The sequence below is a fragment of the Thermogemmatispora onikobensis genome (assembly GCF_001748285.1).
Taxonomy (GTDB): domain Bacteria; phylum Chloroflexota; class Ktedonobacteria; order Ktedonobacterales; family Ktedonobacteraceae; genus Thermogemmatispora; species Thermogemmatispora onikobensis.
On record NZ_BDGT01000032.1, the window covers coordinates 54,302 to 73,152 of the forward strand.

Genomic DNA, 18,851 nt, shown 5'->3' on the forward strand with positions numbered 1-18,851 from the left:
CCCCCTGGATGGCCCACCCCCTCGCCGCGCTCTTGCCAGCGGCAGCGCTGGCAGTATACTGGAAGGAAGCGGGGTTCGCGCTCTCGCTCTGGCTCTGGTACCTGCCGTCACTGGCCTTGTTTTGATCGTCTGGATCACTACCATCCTGCAGGCCGTGAGCCAGATGAGCTGCTGGCGAAGGCCACTATCAGCCTGGGCGCACCCTCGGCGGCCCGTTCGGCTGGCTACAGCGCGGACCAGCGGTGAAAGATTTGTCAGAGTTGCGAGACGTTTATGATTGATACCCACGGCCCTGCCTGGCACATCCTGCCGCTGACAATCGCTGATCAGCAGGTGCATCTGGACTATGGTCAGAGGCTGCTCACGGCTCCTGTGCCCTCTCCGCCGATCCTTTATTGGTCGCAAGCCAATAGAAAGGGGCTGGTGCTGGGCTTCTCCCAGAAGGTCACGCATGTGAATGTCGAGGCGCTGCAACAGCTGGCCTTACCGCTCTATCAGCGCCAGGCCGGCGGTACGGCTGTCCTGGTTGGCCCCGATTTACTGGCTCTGGATGTCTTTCTGCCCCCAGGGCACCCTCTGATTCTGACGGACGTGGTAGAGTCCTACCGCTGGCTGGGAGAGACCTGGGCGGCAGCCCTGGACCGCCTGGGAGTGGCAGCCCGCCTTGTCTTACCGGCAGAGGCCCGCGCTCAGCAGGCGCTGCTGAAGCAGCCGGCTACGGCCCCGCGCGAGGCCGTGCTGCGCCGCGCTTGTTATGGCTCACTCTCCCCTTATGAGGTGGTAGGGCCCGATCAGCGTAAGGTGGTGGGATTGACCATGATTCGCCGTCGAGCAGGCAGTCTGCTGCAGTCCGGGCTGCTGCTGCGCTGGGAGGTGGAACCGCTGGCCCTGGTGCTGGGCCTGACGGCAGAGGAGCAGGCCCTGCTGCGCAGCGAGCTGCCGCACCGGGCAGTGGGATTGGAGACACTGGCCGGTCGAGCAATCACTGCCGCTGAGGTGATCGCCGCTTTCGAACAGGCGCTGCTGGCGCGCTCCTCCTCTCCTCGGCTTCCAGCGGAGACTTGACGAGATGTTGCTCTCGTGCCTATACTAGGCAAACTCCATGAGTATAGTAGCAGAGGTTCTCTACTATGGCAGACAGGAATGCACCAGGAGCAATTGAGGTTACTAAGGTTCCCGATTATGAGGCTATGGTCATTGGGGCCCACCCCGATGACGCCGATTTTGCTGCCGCGGGCACCAGCGCCCTCTGGGCCCGCCAGGGGAAGAAGATTGTCTGGGTCATTATGACCGATGGTACCGAGGGTACCGAAGTGCCCGGCATGGTGAATAGCGAGCTGATGGTGACCCGCGAGCAGGAGCAGCGGCTGGCTTGTGAGGTTCTTGGGGTTCAGGCAGTGGAGTTTCTGCGCTTCCGAGACGGCCACCTGGTAAATAACGACGAGACACGCCTGGCCGTGGTACGCCTGATTCGCAAATACCGTCCGCGGATCGTGATCACGCATGATCCGACCCAGCACATTTTCGCGCCCGATCCCGATGAGGAGCCAGATGAGACGGCCTATCTGAATCACCCCGATCATCGCGCCACCGGTAACATTGTGCTCGATGCGATCTTCCCAGCAGCAGTCAACCCCCATGCTTACCGCGAGCTGCTGGTCGAAGGGTTCCTTCCCTATCAGGTTCATGAGCTGTATCTTTTCAACAGCGAGCATGATAATACCTATATTGACATTAGCGAGACGATCGAGCTGAAGGCCCGGGGATTGCAGTGCCATGTCAGTCAGTTTGGTCCCAAGGCGAATCTGCTCGACGGCGTGAAGCGTTGGGCAGCTGAGACGGCACGAGAGGCTCAGCAGAAGAAGGGTCTGCAGATGCAGTATGCCGAGGGCTTCCGGCGTATCAAGCTCTATATCCCCGGCAAGGAGAAAGGAGACCAGGAAGGCCCCTCGGAAGCCCAACAGGAGCAGGCTACTCACTAGGCAAGCAAGTGCCGCCTCTGGGGAGAGCAGTCCGCAACGGAGGCAAGCAGGTAGTTCAGCGAGGAACGGGCGGAAGAGCGCTGGCGCTGGAGATCGTCAGGAGGCTTGCGGCGTCAGCACGGCGTAGAAGCCGCCCCAGAGTTGCAGAAAGCGCGAGCGCGCCATTGAGGTGTAGTTGAGGCGAGAGGAGTCGACCAGGTAGACCGTGCTCCCATTGCCGCCACGCACTACCAGCAAGTGACCGCCAGGAAAACGATCTGGCGGGAAGCTGACAATCACCGGGCGCCCGCTGTTAGCAATGGCCAGCATCTGGTCGAGCGAGAGGTTATGTCCCCACTGCGTGTTGAAGCGGAAGCGGGCAGCGGTGCGAGCGATGCCTACTTCCTCGAGCAGGCCCTGGTCAGGAGTGATTTCGTGGATGGCGGACTCGACCTTTAAGATGTCGGCGATGCGGTAGTTATGGCCATAGGCGTTGATGACCACCGTCATGGCGGCGGCGGAGCAAGCCGAATAAGCCCAGGTCTGATACTGGGCCTGCGAGTCATATTGGGCGGGGTCGAGCTGATTGATACGCATCAGGTGACTTGTGGCATCGTAGTGAGCTGTGGAAGCAGGAGCGTTCGAGGTCATCGTTGCCGCCGGCTCAGCGGTCCACAGGTAGGGAAGGACAAAGCCCACGCCTCGGGAGAGAAAGAGCTGCGAGCCGAGGAAGATGACGATCAAGAGCGAGGCCAGGCCGATCAGAAGGATCTTCCAGGGGATCTCACGCCAGGGAAAGGAGCCGGGACCATAAACCCGCTCAGGAGCAACTGAGAGGGAGAGCGCGCTGGCGCTGCGTCTTCGCGGCTGCGCCACGGTTGCGATCTGGCTCTGACGCGCGCGTAAGCGAGGTGTGCCCGGAGAAGGGGAACGCAGCAGGTGCCCTGCGGCAGCAGGACGGCGTTTCTTCCCTGTCAGGGAGGGGCGCGCGGACAGGTAGAGGCCGAAGAGTGAGACGGTCAAGGCGACCGCAAAGAGCATGAGTACGAGCACAGGCATCGATACAGGCTCCTCAGCATCGCCAGGCTGCCACGCCTCTGGCCGGCTGTCGCGCAGCGGAGCGCGCCTTTTTCCTGGCAGTGAGTATGATGTAGCCAACAGTCTGGCTAGAAGGAAGTATAGCATAGCCCACGCCGGTCGGGCAAGGCGTATCCTGAGCAGGAGACAGGTTGTCATCTCTTTTCTAGACTGGTGCCTTTGTGGATAGGGACAGTAACCAGAGCCTGGCCTCTGAGAGAGGTCAGGCTCCTTCTACTAGCCAGATCTTCCCCCCCTTTCCCTCCCCTGCTCCCGCCAGCAGGCGCCCTATGCTATGATGAGCCAGAGGTAAGCGCAGGTGCGCGCAACGAGCAGGAAGCAGGTAGACCAGAGAGCCGCTGGCAGGAGCGCTTTTGACGATGGCAACCTTGGCAGGCTGGTTAAGCAAGCAAGCCATACCCGAGGCCGTGATTGAGGAGCGGCTCCTGCGTATGGCTGCGGTGCTAGAGCAGCGCGGCGGTGAGCGAGCACTGGTGCTGCAACCCGGCGCGGGCCTGGTGACCTTCGCAGATCCCCTGGCGGCTGTGGCTGCGCCACAGAAGACGGCGCTGTTGGACTGGCTGCCTGGTCAGCAGACTTTCGTCTACCGTCGTCCGCTGACCGGTTGGCACCCGCTCTATTACGTGCAAGACTGGCCGGAGCCTGGTGACCTGCTCTTTGCGAGTGAGATCAAGGCGCTGTTGGCCGCAGGTGTCCCCTGTCGCTTATTCCTTCCAGCTCTTGAGGCCGTGCGGCGCTATGGTTTCCTGCCAGCGCCCTGGACAGCCTTCACTGGCATTGAGGTGGTTCCTGCCGGCTCTTTACTGCGTTGGCAGCAGGGGCGCACGCTCGTCAGCGAGCTGTACGACTACCATTTGGCAGCCTCCGAGCCAGGAGGGGAGGAAAGGAAAGCGGCCCCAGAGGGAAAGCAGACGGCCTTGAGCGAGCTGGATGAGATCCTACGTGCACAGTGCCAAGGTCTGCTACCGCTGCCAGCCGTTCCTCTGCTGGTGCTGACCGACGGAACAGGGGCGGCGGCACTCAGCGCGGAGCTGGTGGCCTGGATGGCGCAGCAGCGGGCAGAGGAAAGCAGCAGGCCGTTGCTGCAGATTGCCACCCTCGCCTTTGCCGGTCAGCGCCGCGCCTACACACGAGCGGAAGCGCTGGCGGAGCGTCTCAATTCGGGCCTCCTAGCTATTCAGGGCGTCGATGCACCAGAGTATTGGCTGGCAACGTTGAGCGCCCTCGAAGCCCCCTGCGCTCTCACCTGGCCGTTGGCTTTGCACCAGGCTCTGCACACGGCTGGCGTCGAAAGCGGTGCGCGCCTGGCATTGATGGGACTGGGGGCACGTCTCTTGCTGGCCCCTCCTCCGGTTCCCCCCCTTGCTGGTCAGGAGAGTCTAGAGCTGCTCCACAGCTACAGTGCGCTCCTACACAGCAGGCCAACCGGGCTGATGCTGCCTGTCACAGAGGAGCACCAGCTATGGACGCCGGAAGCTGCGCGTCGCCTGGCTGAGGGTCCAAGCTGGGAGGAGACTCGCCATGCACGGCGCCTGGCCCGCAAGACGCTGGAGCTGCCCCAGGCCTGGCAGCGCTGGCGCTATCTTGATCTGCATCTGCGTCTGCCCGACCTGCTTTTGCAGACGGCACAGCAGCTGGCAGCCTTCGACCGACTGACCCTGGTGGCGCCATTTACCCTGCCGGAGCTGGCGGAAAGGTTAGCCACCCTGCCGCCTGCTAACGAGCATCTGGCCAGCTCCGAGAGCCTGCCCGGCCCGCCCTCGCTGGCCACCCTGGCCCAGCGCTACCGCAGAGCGCCAGATCAGGAAGCCTGGCCGGCGACCACCCTGCTCAGCGCACCCGTCCGCTCATTGACAGCCACGTTGACCAGCAAAACGTCCCTGAGCGGCATTGGTCGCGACCTGCTCGCTGAGACCCTGGCGCCGACGGCCCTGGCACAGACGGGTATCTTCTCCCCCGAGAGCGTGGAGGCCCTGAAAGGGCGTTCCCGTGGCGGTAGCGTGCCACGGGAACTGGTACTGGTTTTCACAACGCAGCTGCTCTGCAAACTCTTCGGAGCCACGCTCTAGCGCCAGGTCCAGAGGAGGCTCTATCAGCGAGTGAGCAGGTAAGCGACCAGGATCAGGCCATCGCTAACTAGGCCTGGCCGGCCAGACGTGACTCGTACTGGGCCCGCAATACCTTCTTATCGAACTTGCCCACACTGGTCTTGGGGATGGCTTCCACAAAGATCACTTCGTCTGGCAGCCACCACTTGGCGACCTTGGGGCGCAGGAACTCCAGAATCTCCTCGGCACTCACCTGGCCGACAAACTCCGGCTTGGGGACAACACAGGCAATCGGGCGCTCTGACCACTTCGGATGAGGCACCCCTACCACGCAGGCTTCTAGCACCTTGGGATGACCCATAATCAGATTCTCTAGCTCCACCGAAGAGATCCACTCGCCACCCGACTTGACTAGATCCTTGGTACGGTCGACGAGTTGGATCATGCCATCAGCATCGACGACGGCCACATCGCCTGTGCGCAGCCAGCCATCGACAAACTTCTCGCCGGAAGCCGCGTCTTTATAGTACGCTCGCGCTACCCAGGGGCCGCGCACCTGCAGCTCACCGAAGGTCTGACCATCCCAGGGGACTTCTTCGCCACTTTCAATGTTAACTACACGGAAGTCAACGCCAGGCACAACGGTACCCTGCTTGGCACGAATGCGGAACTGCTCTTCGGCAGGCAGATCACGCTGATAGCTGCGCAGGCGTGCAACGGAAGCCAGTGGCGAGGTCTCGGTCATGCCCCAGGCGTGAATAATTGTCAGGTTCTTGCGCGCCAGACCCTCGATCAGCGACTGGGGTACCGCCGAGCCGCCGCTGACAATGGCACGCAGAGCAGAGAAATCAAACTGCTCCTTCTCCAAAACGTTGAGCAGGCCGATCCAGATCGTGGGCACACCAGCGGCGAGCGTCACGCGCTCCTTCTCCATGAGCTGGGCAATGCGCAGGGGATCAAGAAAGCGTCCCGGCATCACAATGCTTGATCCCATCATGACACCCGCATGCGGGAAGCCCCAGGCATTGGCGTGGAACATCGGCACAACCGGCAGGACACGATCCTGCTCACAGAGGCCGGGGCCATCGGCCAGGCCCACCCCCATCGAGTGCAGGAAGATCGAGCGATGGCTATAGACCACACCTTTGGGGTTACCCGTGGTACCGGAGGTATAGCACATGGCCGCCGCCGTATTCTCATCGAGCTCGGGCCAGGTATAGGTCGGCGGCTGCGTGGCAATGAAATCCTCGTAGTCCACTACGGGATGCAGCTTCTGAGGCTGATAGGGTGGCTGCCCCATCACCACATAGAGCTTGACCGTCGGCAGACGATCCGCAATTTGCTCCAAAGCCGGCACCAGGTCACCATCGACAAAGATCACACGGTCTTCAGCGTCGTTGACGATGTAGACCAGCTGCTCGGGGAAGAGGCGGATGTTGAGCGTGTGCAGGACGGCCCCATAACAAGGGATGGCGAAATAGAGCTCCAGATGGCGATAGGTATTCCAGGCAAAAGTTGCAACGCGGTCGCCCTGGACAACGCCCGCTTCCTTGAGGGCATTGGCCAGCTGCATGGTGCGCCTGCCCCAATCGGCGTAGGTGTAACGGTGGAGTCCATTCTCCGTCTGCGTCACGACCTCCTTGCGATAGAACAGGCGAGTGGCCCGATTGAAGGCGTGTTGTAACGTCAGCGGGTAGTTCATCATTAAGCCTTGCATGTGCGCATCTCCTGTCGTGGATCAAGCGTTACGACATCGTACCGTGGCGGGGCATGGGCCGGGACCGCAACGCCCTGCTCTACAGTATTGTACGTTGCAACAGCCGTCCTCTTCCAGAGAGCCAGCCGCTTTTTTCACAGCCAGCAGGCCGCTGCTCACTCAGGTCCACCCTCTAACAAAATGTCACAGTCTTAGAGACTGCTGAGAATTCTGGCGATTTTTGCAGTTTTGCTTGCCCGAGGATTTGAGCTTCTGTTATTCTGAATACAGAAGAGCCAATAGAGCACGCCTGGCTGCTGTCACCACCCGGCCCAGCGGCGGTGAAGACACGGGGAGAAGAGGGAGGAGCCGGCTCCAGCAACCAGCGACAACCAAGAAAGACACGGGCTAGTCTAGATCGAGCAGAGGAGCCGATTATGATGATAGGCAAGACGGGGCGTCCGCGCGGGCTGGCCGCGCTCAGCCCCGAGCGTCGACGCGAGATTGCCAGCAAAGGGGGCCGCACCTCGCAATCGCGTGGCACGGCCCACCAGTGGACAGCAGAGGAGGCTTCAGCAGCGGGCAAGAAAGGCAGCGCCCGCTACGCACGTAGGCGCGCCGAGCTGCAAAGCCAGCTAACCTGAGTGATCAACACCTTCGATGGTGGCCGCCACCTGCTGGTTGCCTCGGGCCGCGGCCCAGCGCAGCACTTCTCCAGCCAGATAGAGCGAGCCGGCGGCACAGACGGCGTCGTCGGCTTCAGCCAGCTGCACCGCCAGGTCCATTGCCTGACGGCTGGTCTCTGCGCGATAGAGGGGGACATGAGGAGCATGAGTGCTGAACTGGTCGGCAATTTCCTCGATGCGCAGCGTGCGCGGATTGGCGACGGCTGTGATGACAACCGCATCAACACCGGCCAGAGCCTGGACCATGCCCGCCACGTCTTTGTTACGCAGGGTCGAGAGAACCACGATGAGCCGCCGGAAATGGAAGGTGGTCCGCAGCGCTTCGATGAGGCGCTGCATCGATTCGGCAGTATGAGCGCCATCCACTACGACCAGCGGCTCCCGTCCAATGACTTCCAGACGCGCCGACCAGTAGACGGAGCGCAAGCCTGTCCGCAGGGCCTCCTCGGTCCACTGAATGCCTTTGTGGCGCAAGGACTCCAGGGTGGCTATGGCCGCCGTGGCATTCTCAAGCTGGTGCTGGCCCAGCAGCGATAGCTCCAGCCCACGATAGACCTGCGAGGGAGTCTCGACGGTAAAGCGCTGACCCTCGGGAGTGCGCGCTTCCAGGGCATAGCGGTAACGCAGCGGCGGCAGGAGTCCTGCCCGGACCTCTTCCTGCGCCGGATCACCTTCCGCCGGCCCGACGCGGATGAGCTCGGCCTGCTGCCGCTCGCTGACGGCAGCAATGGCCAGCAGCGCTTCCGGGGCCTGAGCCGAGGTGACCACTGTCCCCTGCGGCTTGATGATGCCAGCCTTCTCGGTGGCGATCTTACTCAGTGTATCGCCCAGGACCTCCATGTGATCGAAGCCAATGGAGGTGATGACTGAGACCAGCGGCATGGTGACATTGGTGGCATCAAGTCGCCCCCCGAGACCGACTTCGATCACGGCATGCTCAACTCCCTGGCGGGCGAAATAGAGAAAGGCCAGGGCGGTCGCTACTTCAAAGGTGATGTAGGGACCAAAGCGCCCCTCTCGCTCAATGCTCTCGACGGCGGCGCGCAGCTCGGGCACGAGCCTGGCTACATCTTCTTCGCCAATGAGCTGACCATTGATACGAATGCGCTCGCGAAAGGTGTGCAGATCCGGCTGCGTATAGAGGCCGGTCCGCAGACCCGCCTCGCGCAAGACACGCTCAATGATGGCCGCCGTCGAGCCTTTCCCCTTGGTGCCCGCGATGAGGGTGCAACTGTAGGCCTGGTGCGGATTGCCCACAGCCTCTAGCAGACAACGCTCGCGAGGTAGATTTTCGTTACGATCGCGCGCATAACCGCCGCCGCGCTCATAATCGCTGAGGCTGTAGAGATAAGCAAGGGCTTCCTGATAGTTCACTTCGATCGCTACGCCTTTCTCTCAGGAATTTGGAAGAGAAAAGGCACCACGCACAATAGCATCGCTCATTCTGACAACGCGCATTATTTCACGCACATCGTGAACACGGACGATGTCGGCTCCCTGGGCAATGCCAAGCGCTACTGTAGCGGCAGTGCCTTCGACACGCTCCTGGGGCGGAAGACCGCCCAGCACCAGGCCGATGGTCGATTTCCGCGACGTCCCAAGTAACAGAGGACGCCCAAGGCTGCGCAGCTCGCTCAGGCGTCGGAGCAGGGTCAGATTCTCTTCAGGCGTGGTACCAAATCCAATGCCCGGGTCAATGATGATGCGCTCCCAGGCCACTCCTGCTGCGAGGGCGATCTCGATGCTGCCCGCCAGGAAGCGCAGGACGTCGCTCACAATGTCGCGCTTCTGAAAGCCGCGCATATTAGCCATGAGGACGACGGGGACACCCCGCTCGGCAGCCAGAGCCGCCATCTCAGGGTCAGCGCGCAGGCCCCAGATATCGTTGATCAGGTTGGCCCCGGCCTCCAGCGCCTGGCGCGCAACCTCGGCCCGATAGGTGTCGATGGAAATAATGATGTCTTCGGGCAAGGCTGCCCGCAAGGCCCGAATTACCGGCAGGACTCGCTCTTGCTCTTCAGCGGACGAAATCGGCGAGGCACCTGGACGTGTCGACTCTCCTCCGACATCGATAAAGGTCGCTCCTTCGACAACAAACTGCTGAGCCTGCGCGACAGCACGCTGCACTACCTGGTCGCGCACGGCGGGATCGCTTAAGGAGCCTGCCCCTGTGGGAAGCAGGCCGTCGCCGGCAAAGGAGTCGGGAGTAACGTTGACAATGCCCATGACGTAGGTGCGTCGACCCCAGTCGAGGTGATAGCGATCCCAGATTGTCGGCGGTAGCGGTACGGTTGCCGCTGCTGCTACAGACATGGCTGGCTGCCCTCACGAACATAGAGTTCTTGTCTCTGGCCCCGCTCCCCGGCTGTCAAGGGCCGGAACGCTGGCCAATTCTGGACGTTCAGAAGCCTCTTGCGACAGGACGCCGCCGCGCGTGCATGGCCGCTCTCAGCTTGAGGCCGGTCGTCCCCCGCTTGCTTCGCTCAGATGCCTGGCGCTTATTATTATCTTATCGCCTGGCGGCACAGGGCTGCAAATATCTCTCGCTTGTCCATCTCTCAGCCAGACTCACCTCACCGGGGTAAGCCGCCGTAGATGAATGACGGGCACCTCCTGCTCCCACTTCTCTGCGCCTGGCTTGTTAGGCCATCCCGGTCACCATGCGGCACAGGTATGCCCCTCATGCTATACTACACAGAGAGATAGAGATATTGCTCTCCTCATCAGGCCAGCTGGCCAGTCAGACTACCTACCCGTGATTCCGTCAGTCACTCATTGGCCGCAGCATTTAATCAACTATAAGAAAGAGCAGAGGAAGCAGAAACAATGGAAGATCCCATTACGACGCGCCGACGCCAACAGACGCTGAGTCTGTCCCGCCGCTGCCGAGAATGCGATCAGGAGGCCCTGGGGCGCTGTCCCGACTGTCACCGTAGCTTTTGCCAGGAGCATTTCCCGAAGCAGCAACACTCGCCCTGTGCTGAGCGACAGCTACGCCTGGCTGAGATCCAGGTCTGCTACGTCTGTGGTGTCCCGGTTTATCCAGATCAGTGGTCGATCTCCCGTACTTCTCATTTTATCGATCAATACCGCTGTAAAGGTTGTGGGCGCTACGTTTGCGAAGAGCTACATACCAGGAAGAAAGACGAAGACGTCGTTATCGTTCGCGAGGGCTTGCGCGGCCATCGCTACCAGTACACGATCCGCTACTGTGATCTCTGTGCCCCGCTCTCCTACGTGGGTGGTCTCAAGGGGCTGGCGCGCTGGGTGACGCTGGTGGGAACTCTGGCAGCACTTGTCTTTTTTCACTTTCACCCCTAAGATAGGGAAAAAACTTTCTGTGGAGAAGCATGGCCAGCTCACGTACTGTTCAAACAACGCTCCAGCGTTACCGCGAGGAGATCCAGGCTGCACTCAGGGAGGCTGTGGCGCATGCCACAGCCTCTACAGGGGCAGAGGCTTCCAGGCTGCTGCAGGATTACTATGGCCAGATGCGCTATCATTTGGGCTGGGTTGACGCCCAGCTGCATCCCATCAGCGTTCAGACGGGCAAGCTTTTGCGTCCTACCTTGCTGCTCCTCTCTTACGAAGCTGCCGGGGCCTGGGGACAGCTTCCTCTCGAGGGTGAGCCACGTCGCTACCTTCAGCGGGCCCTGCCCGCGGCGGCGGCTATCGAACTGACTCATAATTTCACGCTTATCCACGACGATATCGTGGATGAGGATAGCGAGCGCCACCACCGCCCGACGGTCTGGAAGCTGTGGGGTGTGCCCCAGGCAATCAATGCTGGCGATGGCATGTTCGCGCTCAGCCGTCTGGCCCTGTGGAGTGTCCTGGAGGCCGGGGTCGATCCAGCGCTCGCTGCTCGCCTGGCTGCCCTGCTCGACCGTACCTGTCTGACGATCGCAGAGGGTCAGTATCTCGATATGCTCTTCGAGACACGTATGGATGTCTCGGTCGACGCCTACATTGAAATGATTCGACGTAAAACCGCTGCCTTGATGGCCTGCGCGGCAGAGATGGGGGCCTTACTGGGCACCCAGGAGGCCGAGACAGTAGAGCGACTACGTCATTTTGGTGAGGCTCTGGGCCTGGCCTTCCAGGTGCGTGACGACCTGCTGGGTGTCTGGGCCAGCCTGGATGAGCTGGGCAAGAATCCCGCTGGCGATATCTACCGACGCAAAAAGAGTCTGCCGGTTCTCCATGCCCTGGCCCATGCCCAACCGGCTGACCGCGAGCGGCTGCAGGCCCTGTATCAGCACAGCGCTCCCTTGAGTCGAGAGCAGGTAGACGAGATCCTGGCAATCTTTGCGCGCACGAAGACACGTTCCTACTGCCAGGCCTTTCTGGCCGAGCAATGCCGCCGGGCGCGTGCCACGCTGGAGGCTGTCCCTGCGCCATCCACTCCACTGGCCAGGCGCGCCCGAAACGACTTAGAAGCCTTTGTAGACTTCATCGAAGCGGCCAGCCAAAGCTAGAGTCCGGCAGCGTGAGCTTCTCCAGAGCCATTGACCTCAGTCCCAGGCCCAGTCGGCGCCGCTGCCGCTAAAGCCGCTTCTCTAGCAGGGCCGCCTCGGGCCAGACCGGTCGCGTCCTGACCAGCGCTTAACTGAGCTGCCAGAGAGTCACGCGATTCCCCGCCGCCGTGGCTATGGTGCGTCCGTCAGCAGACCAATGCAGGGAGAGCACTGGGGTTCCCAGGCGGACAGTCAGGAGTGGCATCTGACTGCGCGCCGGATACCAGACGGCGAGAACGCCATCGTTACCAGCACTGGCCAGCAGCCTTCCATCGGGCGACCAGGCCAGTGTACGTAGCGGTTGCGTGTCCAGGCGGAGGCGCTGAGGTCCGTCAACGCATTGGGTTCCGAAGGCCGCTGTCTGTTGGCGCTGGCAGGTCAGGCCGTTCCAGAGGCGGATCTGGCCATCGTCTCCTCCGACGGCAAGCTGCGCGCCTGTGGGAGCGAAAGCCAGCGTACGCAGGGTCAGCTGGCCGTCCTGGTAGTAGCCATGCACTTCTTGGCCGCCGTCAGCCCGCCAGACGCGCACCAGTCCCCCAGTGGAGGCCGTGGCAATGGTCTGGCCATCAGCCGCCCATGAGGCGGCTTCCAGCGGACTCGTATGGCGCCTGAAGATCTGCAAAGGACGCCAGAGTTTGCCATCCCAGACAATAGCCAGCTTATCAAGACTGGCCGAGACGAGGCGCGCCTGACCACGAGGCGCCCAGGCTACGGCGGTGACGGTGGCAGTATGTCGCTGGAGCGGCTGCGTCAGCGGCGCGCCGTTGTAAGGATCGAGAAATTGCACCGTCGAGCCAGCTCCCAGAGCCAGCTGTGTTCCATCGGGCGACCAGGCCAGGGTGCGCACAGCCCCCTTGATGGTAAAGGTATGTTGCACCTGACCTTGCGTATTCCAGATTAGCAACTGGCCATCAAGCGAGCCGCTGGCCAGCAACTTTCCATCGGGCGACCAGGCCAGCGCCCGCACAGTTTGCCGGTGCTGGGCGAAAACCAGGCTGGCCCGGGCGGTGGTGGGCAACGGGACAGCGGTCGCTGTCGGCATCTGCTTCGGCACTACGGTGGCCGCCGGCCCAGCCTGGGGCTGCAGCGTTGCCAGCCATCTTCCCAGGAAACCAGTGCGGTAGGCGGCATAGCCTGCGCTCGCGCCCGCCGCTCCCAGCACTGTCAGGCCGAGCAGGCTCAGAACCAGACGCCGTGAGCGCTTTCTTCCCACCGTCTGCTGACCAAGATCGGCAACTGGAGAGCCTGGCGCTCCCACTAGCGGCAGGGCCATGCCATCGGCCAGCGTCACCGCATCATGCAGCCCATCTTCTGCCGGCGCTCGTCCGCTGGCTGCTCGCCCCACCATATAGGGCCGCAGCTGTAAGGTTTCCCCCGCCTTGACCCCGGCTGCTTCCAGGCTCAGCTCGCGCGGCAGTTCCTGCCCGCTCTCCGCCAGACTCAACCGGTAGCTCAGTCGGTTGCCCGTGCTATCTTCCTGCGGCAGCCTTAAAACTTTGACCAGGGCTGGCACCAGCGACCAGAGCGGTGCATCGCCCGAAACCTCCACTGGATACCTCAGTCCAGAGAGGCTATCTTCAATGATGACCTCTAGCATGCTTGTCTCCCCTCTCTCGTGGCTCTCGCTTTGGATTGCATCCACGGCATCTCTCTGGGAGGAATCCACGAACGATCAAGCGGGCTATTTTTTTACAGCCTGCGCTCCTCCCCCAAAATGGCCACTGCAAAGAAAGAAGTAGCCAAACGTCCTTCTTAGCAAGGAGATGTGAGAGCCAGGCGCTCTTCTCTGCCACCGACCACAGTGCTGCAGTGAAAGGAAGTGGATAGGTGAAAGTGGCACGAGGGAAGACCAGGGCTGGCGTCGCTATTGTATCCACTAGCAGGCATCCAATGGAGGGAGGAAGCCCATGCGATTACCAGACAAGAGACCTAGATGGCAACCACTCGCTCGCAAGACGACGCTTGTTCAGCGGCTCCTCCTGTCTCTCTTCCTGATCAGCTTGCTCTGCTCTGGCAGCTACGAGCCGTTGTCGGTCAGCGCTGGCGGGCGCGGTCTCCGTGTCACCAGCTTTCCTACGGTGGATGGCAATTATATCTACCAGCAGCTTTCTTATATGGCCACCCATTTTCTGAAGCGCGAAGCCGGTTACGATCGTAATCTGCCGCCCTCCGTCAACGGTCATGACGAGTTTGCTGCCTACTGGAGCGCAGAAATGCAGCGCAACCTGAGCGGCTTTGATCCCCAGGTTCAGCGAGATCCCTTCGCCATCCAGGGCTGGCTCAATCGCCCAGCGGTCGTGCCAGCCTTCAATGTCGAGGTGAGCGTCCCTGGCATAGACCATCCGGAGCAGATTATTATCATCGGCTGCCACTACGATGGCATGGCCTTCTCCACTCAGTCCGCCTATGACGACGCCAGTGGCTGCGCCATCGAACTGGGGATCGCCCGCGGGTTAGCCAGCTACTGGCGTGAGCACCAGCTCTATCCAGCGCGCACGCTCCGCTTCGTCCTCTTCGATGCCGAGGAGCAGGGCCTCTATGGCTCTTTCCACGCTGTCAACGAAACCATGAACGCCGATCTGGAGAACATCATAGCCATGTTCAATGAGGAGCAGAGCGGCATCGCCTACCCTGTGCGCTACCTTGGTCAGGCCGCCAATCCTGTTTTTCCCCTCTACGTCGATCTTTCGCCCTTGACAAGCAACAAGCTCTATCCGCAGCAGAGTGACCTCCCAGCAGAGCAACGTCAGCGTATCAGTCAACTGCGAAGTCTTATGGACCAGGCTGTTCCAGCTGTCTTTGCAGAGCTTTATGAAGAAGGCTATCAGATGCTCTCTTATCATGGGCGGCAGCAACAAGATATTTTTGAGCCGATCTTTACTCCCGATCAGCAGCAAGAAGTGATCCGTGAGGACGATCGGCTGGGTAGCAGCGATCAGGTGCCATTCACGCTGGCGGGCCTTGCCTGTGCGACGCTGGTCGGTAACTCCAGCTATTACAGCACAGCCGCCACGCCGGGTTACCCCTTCGATCAGCCTGAAGACACAATCCAGCTGATGAACACCTTTGCAGATGGCAGCGCACAACAGTCACAGGCGCTGACCCTGGCCCTGACCCTGCCCGCGATGCTCACAACCTGGCTGCTCAACCAGCCCGCCATCCTGGGAGCTGCTCCCGCCGATGGCCGCCCGCTCACCGCCATCGGCGACCTCAGTAGAGCACTGGCAGGCCACTCCCTCGTCTTCGAAGCCCAGACCGCCCTCTTGCCCGGCTCCCGCTCGCCAGTCACAGGCTTTAGCTACCGCTGGGATTTCGGCGATGGCCAGAGCGCTCAGGGCCAGCGGGTCAGCCACATCTACCGCCGGGCGGGAGAGTACCAGCTCAGGCTCACAGTGACGGCTCCCACTGGCGCCCAACGCCTCATCAGCAAGAGGCTGGTCGTGGGCCAGCAGTCCCCTGGCTATCTTAATCCCTACGCGCGCTCCCTCGACAATGGCACGCCGCCCGGGAATCCCGGTATTACGCTGCCCAAACCGAACAACCAGCTCAGCGACCGCGTTACTACCGTTGCCCAGGCCACTGCCATCACCGAAGCACCCTCAGCCGCCACGACACATCCCGTGGCGCTCGTCTTCGGCGTGGCTATCAGCCTGGCACTGCTTTTTGTTATACTGATAGGCGTACTACTGTTCATCTCTCGCAGCCAACGCAACGACCGGCAGAACGCCAGTGCTCACGCCACGAGGGAGCACGGGCCTGGAGGAAGCAGCTAGCATGGCACAGCCAATCTACGTTATTGGACATAAACAATCAGATCTTGACTCAATCGCCTCGGCCTATGCTTACGCGCGCCTGTTACAGGCTCAGGGAGAAGAGGCTGTTCCCGCACGACATGGCGTTATCAAGCCCGAGGTACGTTTTGTTTTAGAACGCTACGGAGTTGAGCCGCCCGAGGCCCTGGAGGACGTCTATCTGCAGGTACGCGACGTCATGAGGCGCGGCGTCATCAGCATCCATATTGATCAACCTCTGCTGGAAGCCGGGCGCCTGCTTCAGGAGCACAACCGGCGCGCCATGCCTGTGATCGACGACGAGGGTCGCGTCCGGGGGATCATCGCGATTGAAGACCTGGCCAAGCTCTTTTTCAAAGACCTCGATCCCCAAGCGGTCAACCGCGTCCCGCTGGAGCGGGATAATCTGGTGCGCGTCTTACACGGGCGCGTGCTCGTCGAGGGGCGCCGCAAGCTGGGCAATCGCATCCTGGTCGGTGCTATGCAGGCGGCCACTATGCGCGAATACCTTGAACCGGGCTGCCTGGTCGTCCTGGGAGACCGCGAGGACGCGCAACTGGCCGCCATCGAGGCGGGAGCCGCTGCCCTGGTTATCACCGGCGATTTGCTTGTCTCCGAGCGCACCCTGACCGCGGCTCGCAAACAGGGTGTACTCGTCATCAGCACAGCCTATCACACCTTCACCGCCGTCCGCCTCATCAATCTGAGTATGAAGACCAGCGAGATCATGAACCGCGACTTCGACTCTTGCAGGCCGGAAGACCTGATGAGCGAAGTACAGCCACTGCTGGCCCGCCATCGCTCGCTGCCGGTGCTGGACGATGAAGGGCGTTTGGTCGGCTACCTCTCACGGACCGACATGCTCAATGCCCGTCCACGCCGCATCGTCCTTGTTGATCATAACGAACGGGCGCAGGCTGTGGATGGCATCGAGGAGGCGGAGCTGCTGGCCATTATCGACCACCATCGCATTGCCGATGTTCATACGAGCAAGCCCATCATGTTCCGCGCCGAGCCAGTCGGCTGCACAGGCACCATTATTGTCAGCCTCTATCACGAGGCTGGGGTGCCCATCTCGCGCGAGGCTGCCGGTTTGCTGCTCGCCGGCCTGCTCTACGATACCCTGATTCTACGCTCTCCCACGACGACAGAGCGGGATGAGCAGGTAGCCGCCGAGCTGGCTGAGCTGACGGGCGAGGACCTCGAAACATACGGCCAGGCCATCTTTGCTGCGGCAGCCTCCGACCTGAACGAGCGCAGTCCCGAGGCTCTGCTCACCGCCGATTTCAAGGAGTACACAGTGAGTGGCCTGCGCTTCGCCATCGGCACAGTCGAGACAGCCACTCCCTCGGTCATCGAGCAACGCAGTGCCGAGCTGCTGGAGACCATGCGCCATCTCTCTCAGGAGCGCAACTATAGCGTCTTCCTCTTCATGATCGTCGACATCATCAACATGCGCTGCCGGCTGCTGGTCCACGGCGGCGAGCAGGCAGTAGCCAGCGCACTGGGCGCACCGCTCGGGGACGACGGGCACTCGCTCGAGGTCGAAGGACTGGTTTCACGCAAAAAACAACTCGTTCCCCTACTGGGTCGTATGCGGAGCTTACTCCAGGAGCGCGTCCGCTCGTAGCACCGGCCCGGCTAGCGAGAGGCAGCTCCCTTTCACAGACCAGACCGGCGGCGAAAGAGAAGGTGGACCGCCAGTAGCGCGCAAGCTCAGACTCTCCGCTCTGGTCTGGTCTCATTGTGTCTGTACCTGTTCAGAGCCAGAACCGCTCACCAACACCCCAGTCCACTACTCGACAACTACAATGGCTGCGCGTTGGCTCTGGGCAAACGCTCTGCTATCTATTGCCTGGCTCAGGCCAGCCCTTGACGCGCCTTTGGCCCCCAAGACGTGCTTATCTAGAGAGGACTGCTCTTGCACTGCTCGCCTGTAGTCTGCACAGGATATGATGAGGCTGGAGAGGCTATTTACAGTCTCCATTCTAATGATCACGGAGTCGCTTCGATGAGGATGAAAAGGTACGCCGAACGCACCGCTTCTCTCTGGCAGAAGAGCCTTTTCCTCATGTTCTTCTGTCTCTGTTTGCTCCTGAGTGCCTGTAACATTGATATTACTGCCGGCGGGAGCACGCTGCTGGCTTCGCCGACCGCCGCTCTCACTAACGGAGCCCAGCAAGGGCTGCAAGTTTTTGTCGAGCCGGATGCCGGCGAAGGGGTCATCACGACTGCCATTAACGGAGCCCATCGCTCGGTCTGGCTGGAATTGTACCTGTTGACCAATCGCAATGTCATCAACGCTCTTGAGGAGGCGGCCAACCGCGGCCTCGATGTGCGTGTGATGCTAGAGACTCATCCCTACGGCGGCGGATCACTCTCGCCGACGGAAACGATGGATCGCCTGCAGGCGGCAGGGGTCAAAGTTAAAGCAACCAGCCCGGCTTTTGCTTTGACCCATGAGAAAGGCATGGTCATCGATGGTACCACAGCCTATATCATGACGTGCAACCTGACGAACGCCGCTCTCGGCGTCGGCAGCACCAAAAACCGCGAATACGGGATCATCGATACCAATCCCGCCGATGTCAAAGCGGTCAGTGATATCTTTGAAGCCGACTGGAACCGCACGCAGGTCTCTCTCACCAACCCGAATCTCGTCGTCAGTCCCATCAACTCACGCAGCGTTCTTGAATCGCTCATCAAAAGCGCCCATAAATCGCTGCTCATCGAAGCAGAGGAGCTGATCGATAACTCCATCGAGCAGGAGCTGGCCGCCGCGGCTCAACGCGGTGTCACAGTACAGCTGATCCTGCCTTACCAGAGCAGTTCCTCCGATAGCAACCACAGCGGTATCATGGTCATCAAACGCGGCGGGGCCCAGGTGCGTGAGGACAAGCAGCTCTACATGCACGCTAAAATGATAATCGTCGACGGTGAGAAGGCTTTTGTCGGTTCCGAGAACTTCTCAAGTCAATCGCTTGATCGCAATCGCGAGCTGGGTATCGTCCTCTCTGATCAGCATATTCTCAGTGTGCTCCAACAAACATTTGC

Annotated in this window: 14 protein-coding genes; 9 read left to right on the forward strand and 5 right to left on the reverse strand. The window is 61.1% G+C overall.

What is annotated here, in order from left to right; genetic code table 11:
* Positions 1-273 precede the first annotated feature (273 nt).
* Both BGC09_RS14555 and BGC09_RS14560 read left to right on the forward strand, forming a co-directional pair.
* Positions 274-1,065, forward strand: coding sequence for a lipoyl protein ligase domain-containing protein (locus BGC09_RS14555; RefSeq protein ID WP_069804707.1), 792 nt, complete (start codon positions 274-276; stop codon positions 1,063-1,065).
* A gap of 65 nt (positions 1,066-1,130) precedes the next feature.
* Positions 1,131-1,982 carry a PIG-L deacetylase family protein gene (locus BGC09_RS14560; RefSeq protein ID WP_084658915.1) on the forward strand — a complete coding sequence of 284 codons (852 nt, stop codon included), beginning with the start codon at positions 1,131-1,133 and terminating at the stop codon, positions 1,980-1,982.
* A gap of 96 nt (positions 1,983-2,078) precedes the next feature.
* Here BGC09_RS14560 and BGC09_RS14565 read toward each other — a convergent pair whose 3' ends face one another.
* Positions 2,079-3,020 (reverse strand): C39 family peptidase, encoded by a 942-nt coding sequence (locus BGC09_RS14565; RefSeq protein ID WP_069804709.1) that lies wholly within the window; start codon positions 3,018-3,020, stop codon positions 2,079-2,081.
* 398 nt (positions 3,021-3,418) lie between these two features.
* Between BGC09_RS14565 and BGC09_RS14570 the strand changes: the two genes are divergently transcribed.
* Positions 3,419-5,128 (forward strand): hypothetical protein, encoded by a 1,710-nt coding sequence (locus BGC09_RS14570; protein WP_069804710.1) that lies wholly within the window; start codon positions 3,419-3,421, stop codon positions 5,126-5,128.
* Between the two features lie 67 nt (positions 5,129-5,195).
* Here the strand turns inward: BGC09_RS14570 and BGC09_RS14575 are convergent, their stop codons facing one another.
* Positions 5,196-6,824 (reverse strand): long-chain fatty acid--CoA ligase, encoded by a 1,629-nt coding sequence (locus tag BGC09_RS14575; RefSeq protein WP_218104058.1) that lies wholly within the window; start codon positions 6,822-6,824, stop codon positions 5,196-5,198.
* A 416-nt stretch (positions 6,825-7,240) separates the two neighbouring features.
* Here BGC09_RS14575 and BGC09_RS14580 point away from each other — a divergent pair, with 416 nt between their 5' ends.
* Positions 7,241-7,447 carry a KGG domain-containing protein gene (locus tag BGC09_RS14580; protein WP_202901857.1) on the forward strand — a complete coding sequence of 69 codons (207 nt, stop codon included), beginning with the start codon at positions 7,241-7,243 and terminating at the stop codon, positions 7,445-7,447.
* Here the strand turns inward: BGC09_RS14580 and BGC09_RS14585 are convergent.
* The gene (locus BGC09_RS14585) at positions 7,439-8,863 is read right to left on the reverse strand and encodes a bifunctional folylpolyglutamate synthase/dihydrofolate synthase (RefSeq protein WP_069804711.1); all 1,425 of its coding nucleotides are present in this window, start codon (positions 8,861-8,863) and stop codon (positions 7,439-7,441) included. The two genes, BGC09_RS14580 and BGC09_RS14585, sit on opposite strands and share 9 nt — an antisense overlap.
* A gap of 21 nt (positions 8,864-8,884) precedes the next feature.
* Positions 8,885-9,802, reverse strand: coding sequence for a dihydropteroate synthase (folP, locus tag BGC09_RS14590; RefSeq protein ID WP_069804712.1), 918 nt, complete (start codon positions 9,800-9,802; stop codon positions 8,885-8,887).
* A 513-nt stretch (positions 9,803-10,315) separates the two neighbouring features.
* On the opposite strand from folP, the gene BGC09_RS14595 reads away from it, so the two are divergent.
* On the forward strand, positions 10,316-10,810 hold the full coding sequence (locus BGC09_RS14595; RefSeq protein WP_069804713.1) for a B-box zinc finger protein: 495 nt from the start codon (positions 10,316-10,318) through the stop codon (positions 10,808-10,810).
* Positions 10,811-10,839: 29 nt separating this feature from the next.
* Entirely contained in the window at positions 10,840-11,967 is a 1,128-nt protein-coding gene (locus BGC09_RS14600) for a polyprenyl synthetase family protein (RefSeq protein WP_069804714.1), read from the forward strand.
* 127 nt (positions 11,968-12,094) lie between these two features.
* On the opposite strand, the gene BGC09_RS14605 is transcribed toward BGC09_RS14600, so the two are convergent.
* Entirely contained in the window at positions 12,095-13,603 is a 1,509-nt protein-coding gene (locus BGC09_RS14605) for a WD40 domain-containing protein (RefSeq protein WP_069804715.1), read from the reverse strand.
* A gap of 310 nt (positions 13,604-13,913) precedes the next feature.
* Between BGC09_RS14605 and BGC09_RS14610 the strand changes: the two genes are divergently transcribed.
* The 3 genes from BGC09_RS14610 to BGC09_RS14620 form a co-directional block, all read left to right on the forward strand.
* Positions 13,914-15,779, forward strand: a complete 1,866-nt coding sequence (locus tag BGC09_RS14610) for a M28 family peptidase (protein ID WP_069804716.1) — start codon at positions 13,914-13,916, stop codon at positions 15,777-15,779.
* A gap of 1 nt (position 15,780) precedes the next feature.
* On the forward strand, positions 15,781-17,427 hold the full coding sequence (locus BGC09_RS14615) for a putative manganese-dependent inorganic diphosphatase (RefSeq protein WP_069804717.1): 1,647 nt from the start codon (positions 15,781-15,783) through the stop codon (positions 17,425-17,427).
* A gap of 381 nt (positions 17,428-17,808) precedes the next feature.
* The coding region (locus BGC09_RS14620; RefSeq protein ID WP_141727796.1) for a phospholipase D-like domain-containing protein at positions 17,809-18,851 on the forward strand (1,043 nt) is incomplete at its 3' end.

Excerpts from the sequence above, each read along its gene's own strand:
- BGC09_RS14555 (WP_069804707.1), top strand. The coding sequence starts at position 274 with ATGATTGATACCCACGGCCCTGCCTGGCACATCCTGCCGCTGACAATC.
- BGC09_RS14560 (WP_084658915.1), top strand. The coding sequence starts at position 1,131 with ATGGCAGACAGGAATGCACCAGGAGCAATTGAGGTTACTAAGGTTCCC.
- BGC09_RS14565 (WP_069804709.1), bottom strand. The coding sequence starts at position 3,020 with ATGCCTGTGCTCGTACTCATGCTCTTTGCGGTCGCCTTGACCGTCTCA.
- BGC09_RS14570 (WP_069804710.1), top strand. The coding sequence starts at position 3,419 with ATGGCAACCTTGGCAGGCTGGTTAAGCAAGCAAGCCATACCCGAGGCC.
- BGC09_RS14575 (WP_218104058.1), bottom strand. The coding sequence starts at position 6,824 with ATGCAAGGCTTAATGATGAACTACCCGCTGACGTTACAACACGCCTTC.
- BGC09_RS14580 (WP_202901857.1), top strand. The coding sequence starts at position 7,241 with ATGATGATAGGCAAGACGGGGCGTCCGCGCGGGCTGGCCGCGCTCAGC.
- folP (WP_069804712.1), bottom strand. The coding sequence starts at position 9,802 with ATGTCTGTAGCAGCAGCGGCAACCGTACCGCTACCGCCGACAATCTGG.
- BGC09_RS14595 (WP_069804713.1), top strand. The coding sequence starts at position 10,316 with ATGGAAGATCCCATTACGACGCGCCGACGCCAACAGACGCTGAGTCTG.
- BGC09_RS14600 (WP_069804714.1), top strand. The coding sequence starts at position 10,840 with ATGGCCAGCTCACGTACTGTTCAAACAACGCTCCAGCGTTACCGCGAG.
- BGC09_RS14605 (WP_069804715.1), bottom strand. The coding sequence starts at position 13,603 with ATGCTAGAGGTCATCATTGAAGATAGCCTCTCTGGACTGAGGTATCCA.
- BGC09_RS14610 (WP_069804716.1), top strand. The coding sequence starts at position 13,914 with ATGCGATTACCAGACAAGAGACCTAGATGGCAACCACTCGCTCGCAAG.
- BGC09_RS14615 (WP_069804717.1), top strand. The coding sequence starts at position 15,781 with ATGGCACAGCCAATCTACGTTATTGGACATAAACAATCAGATCTTGAC.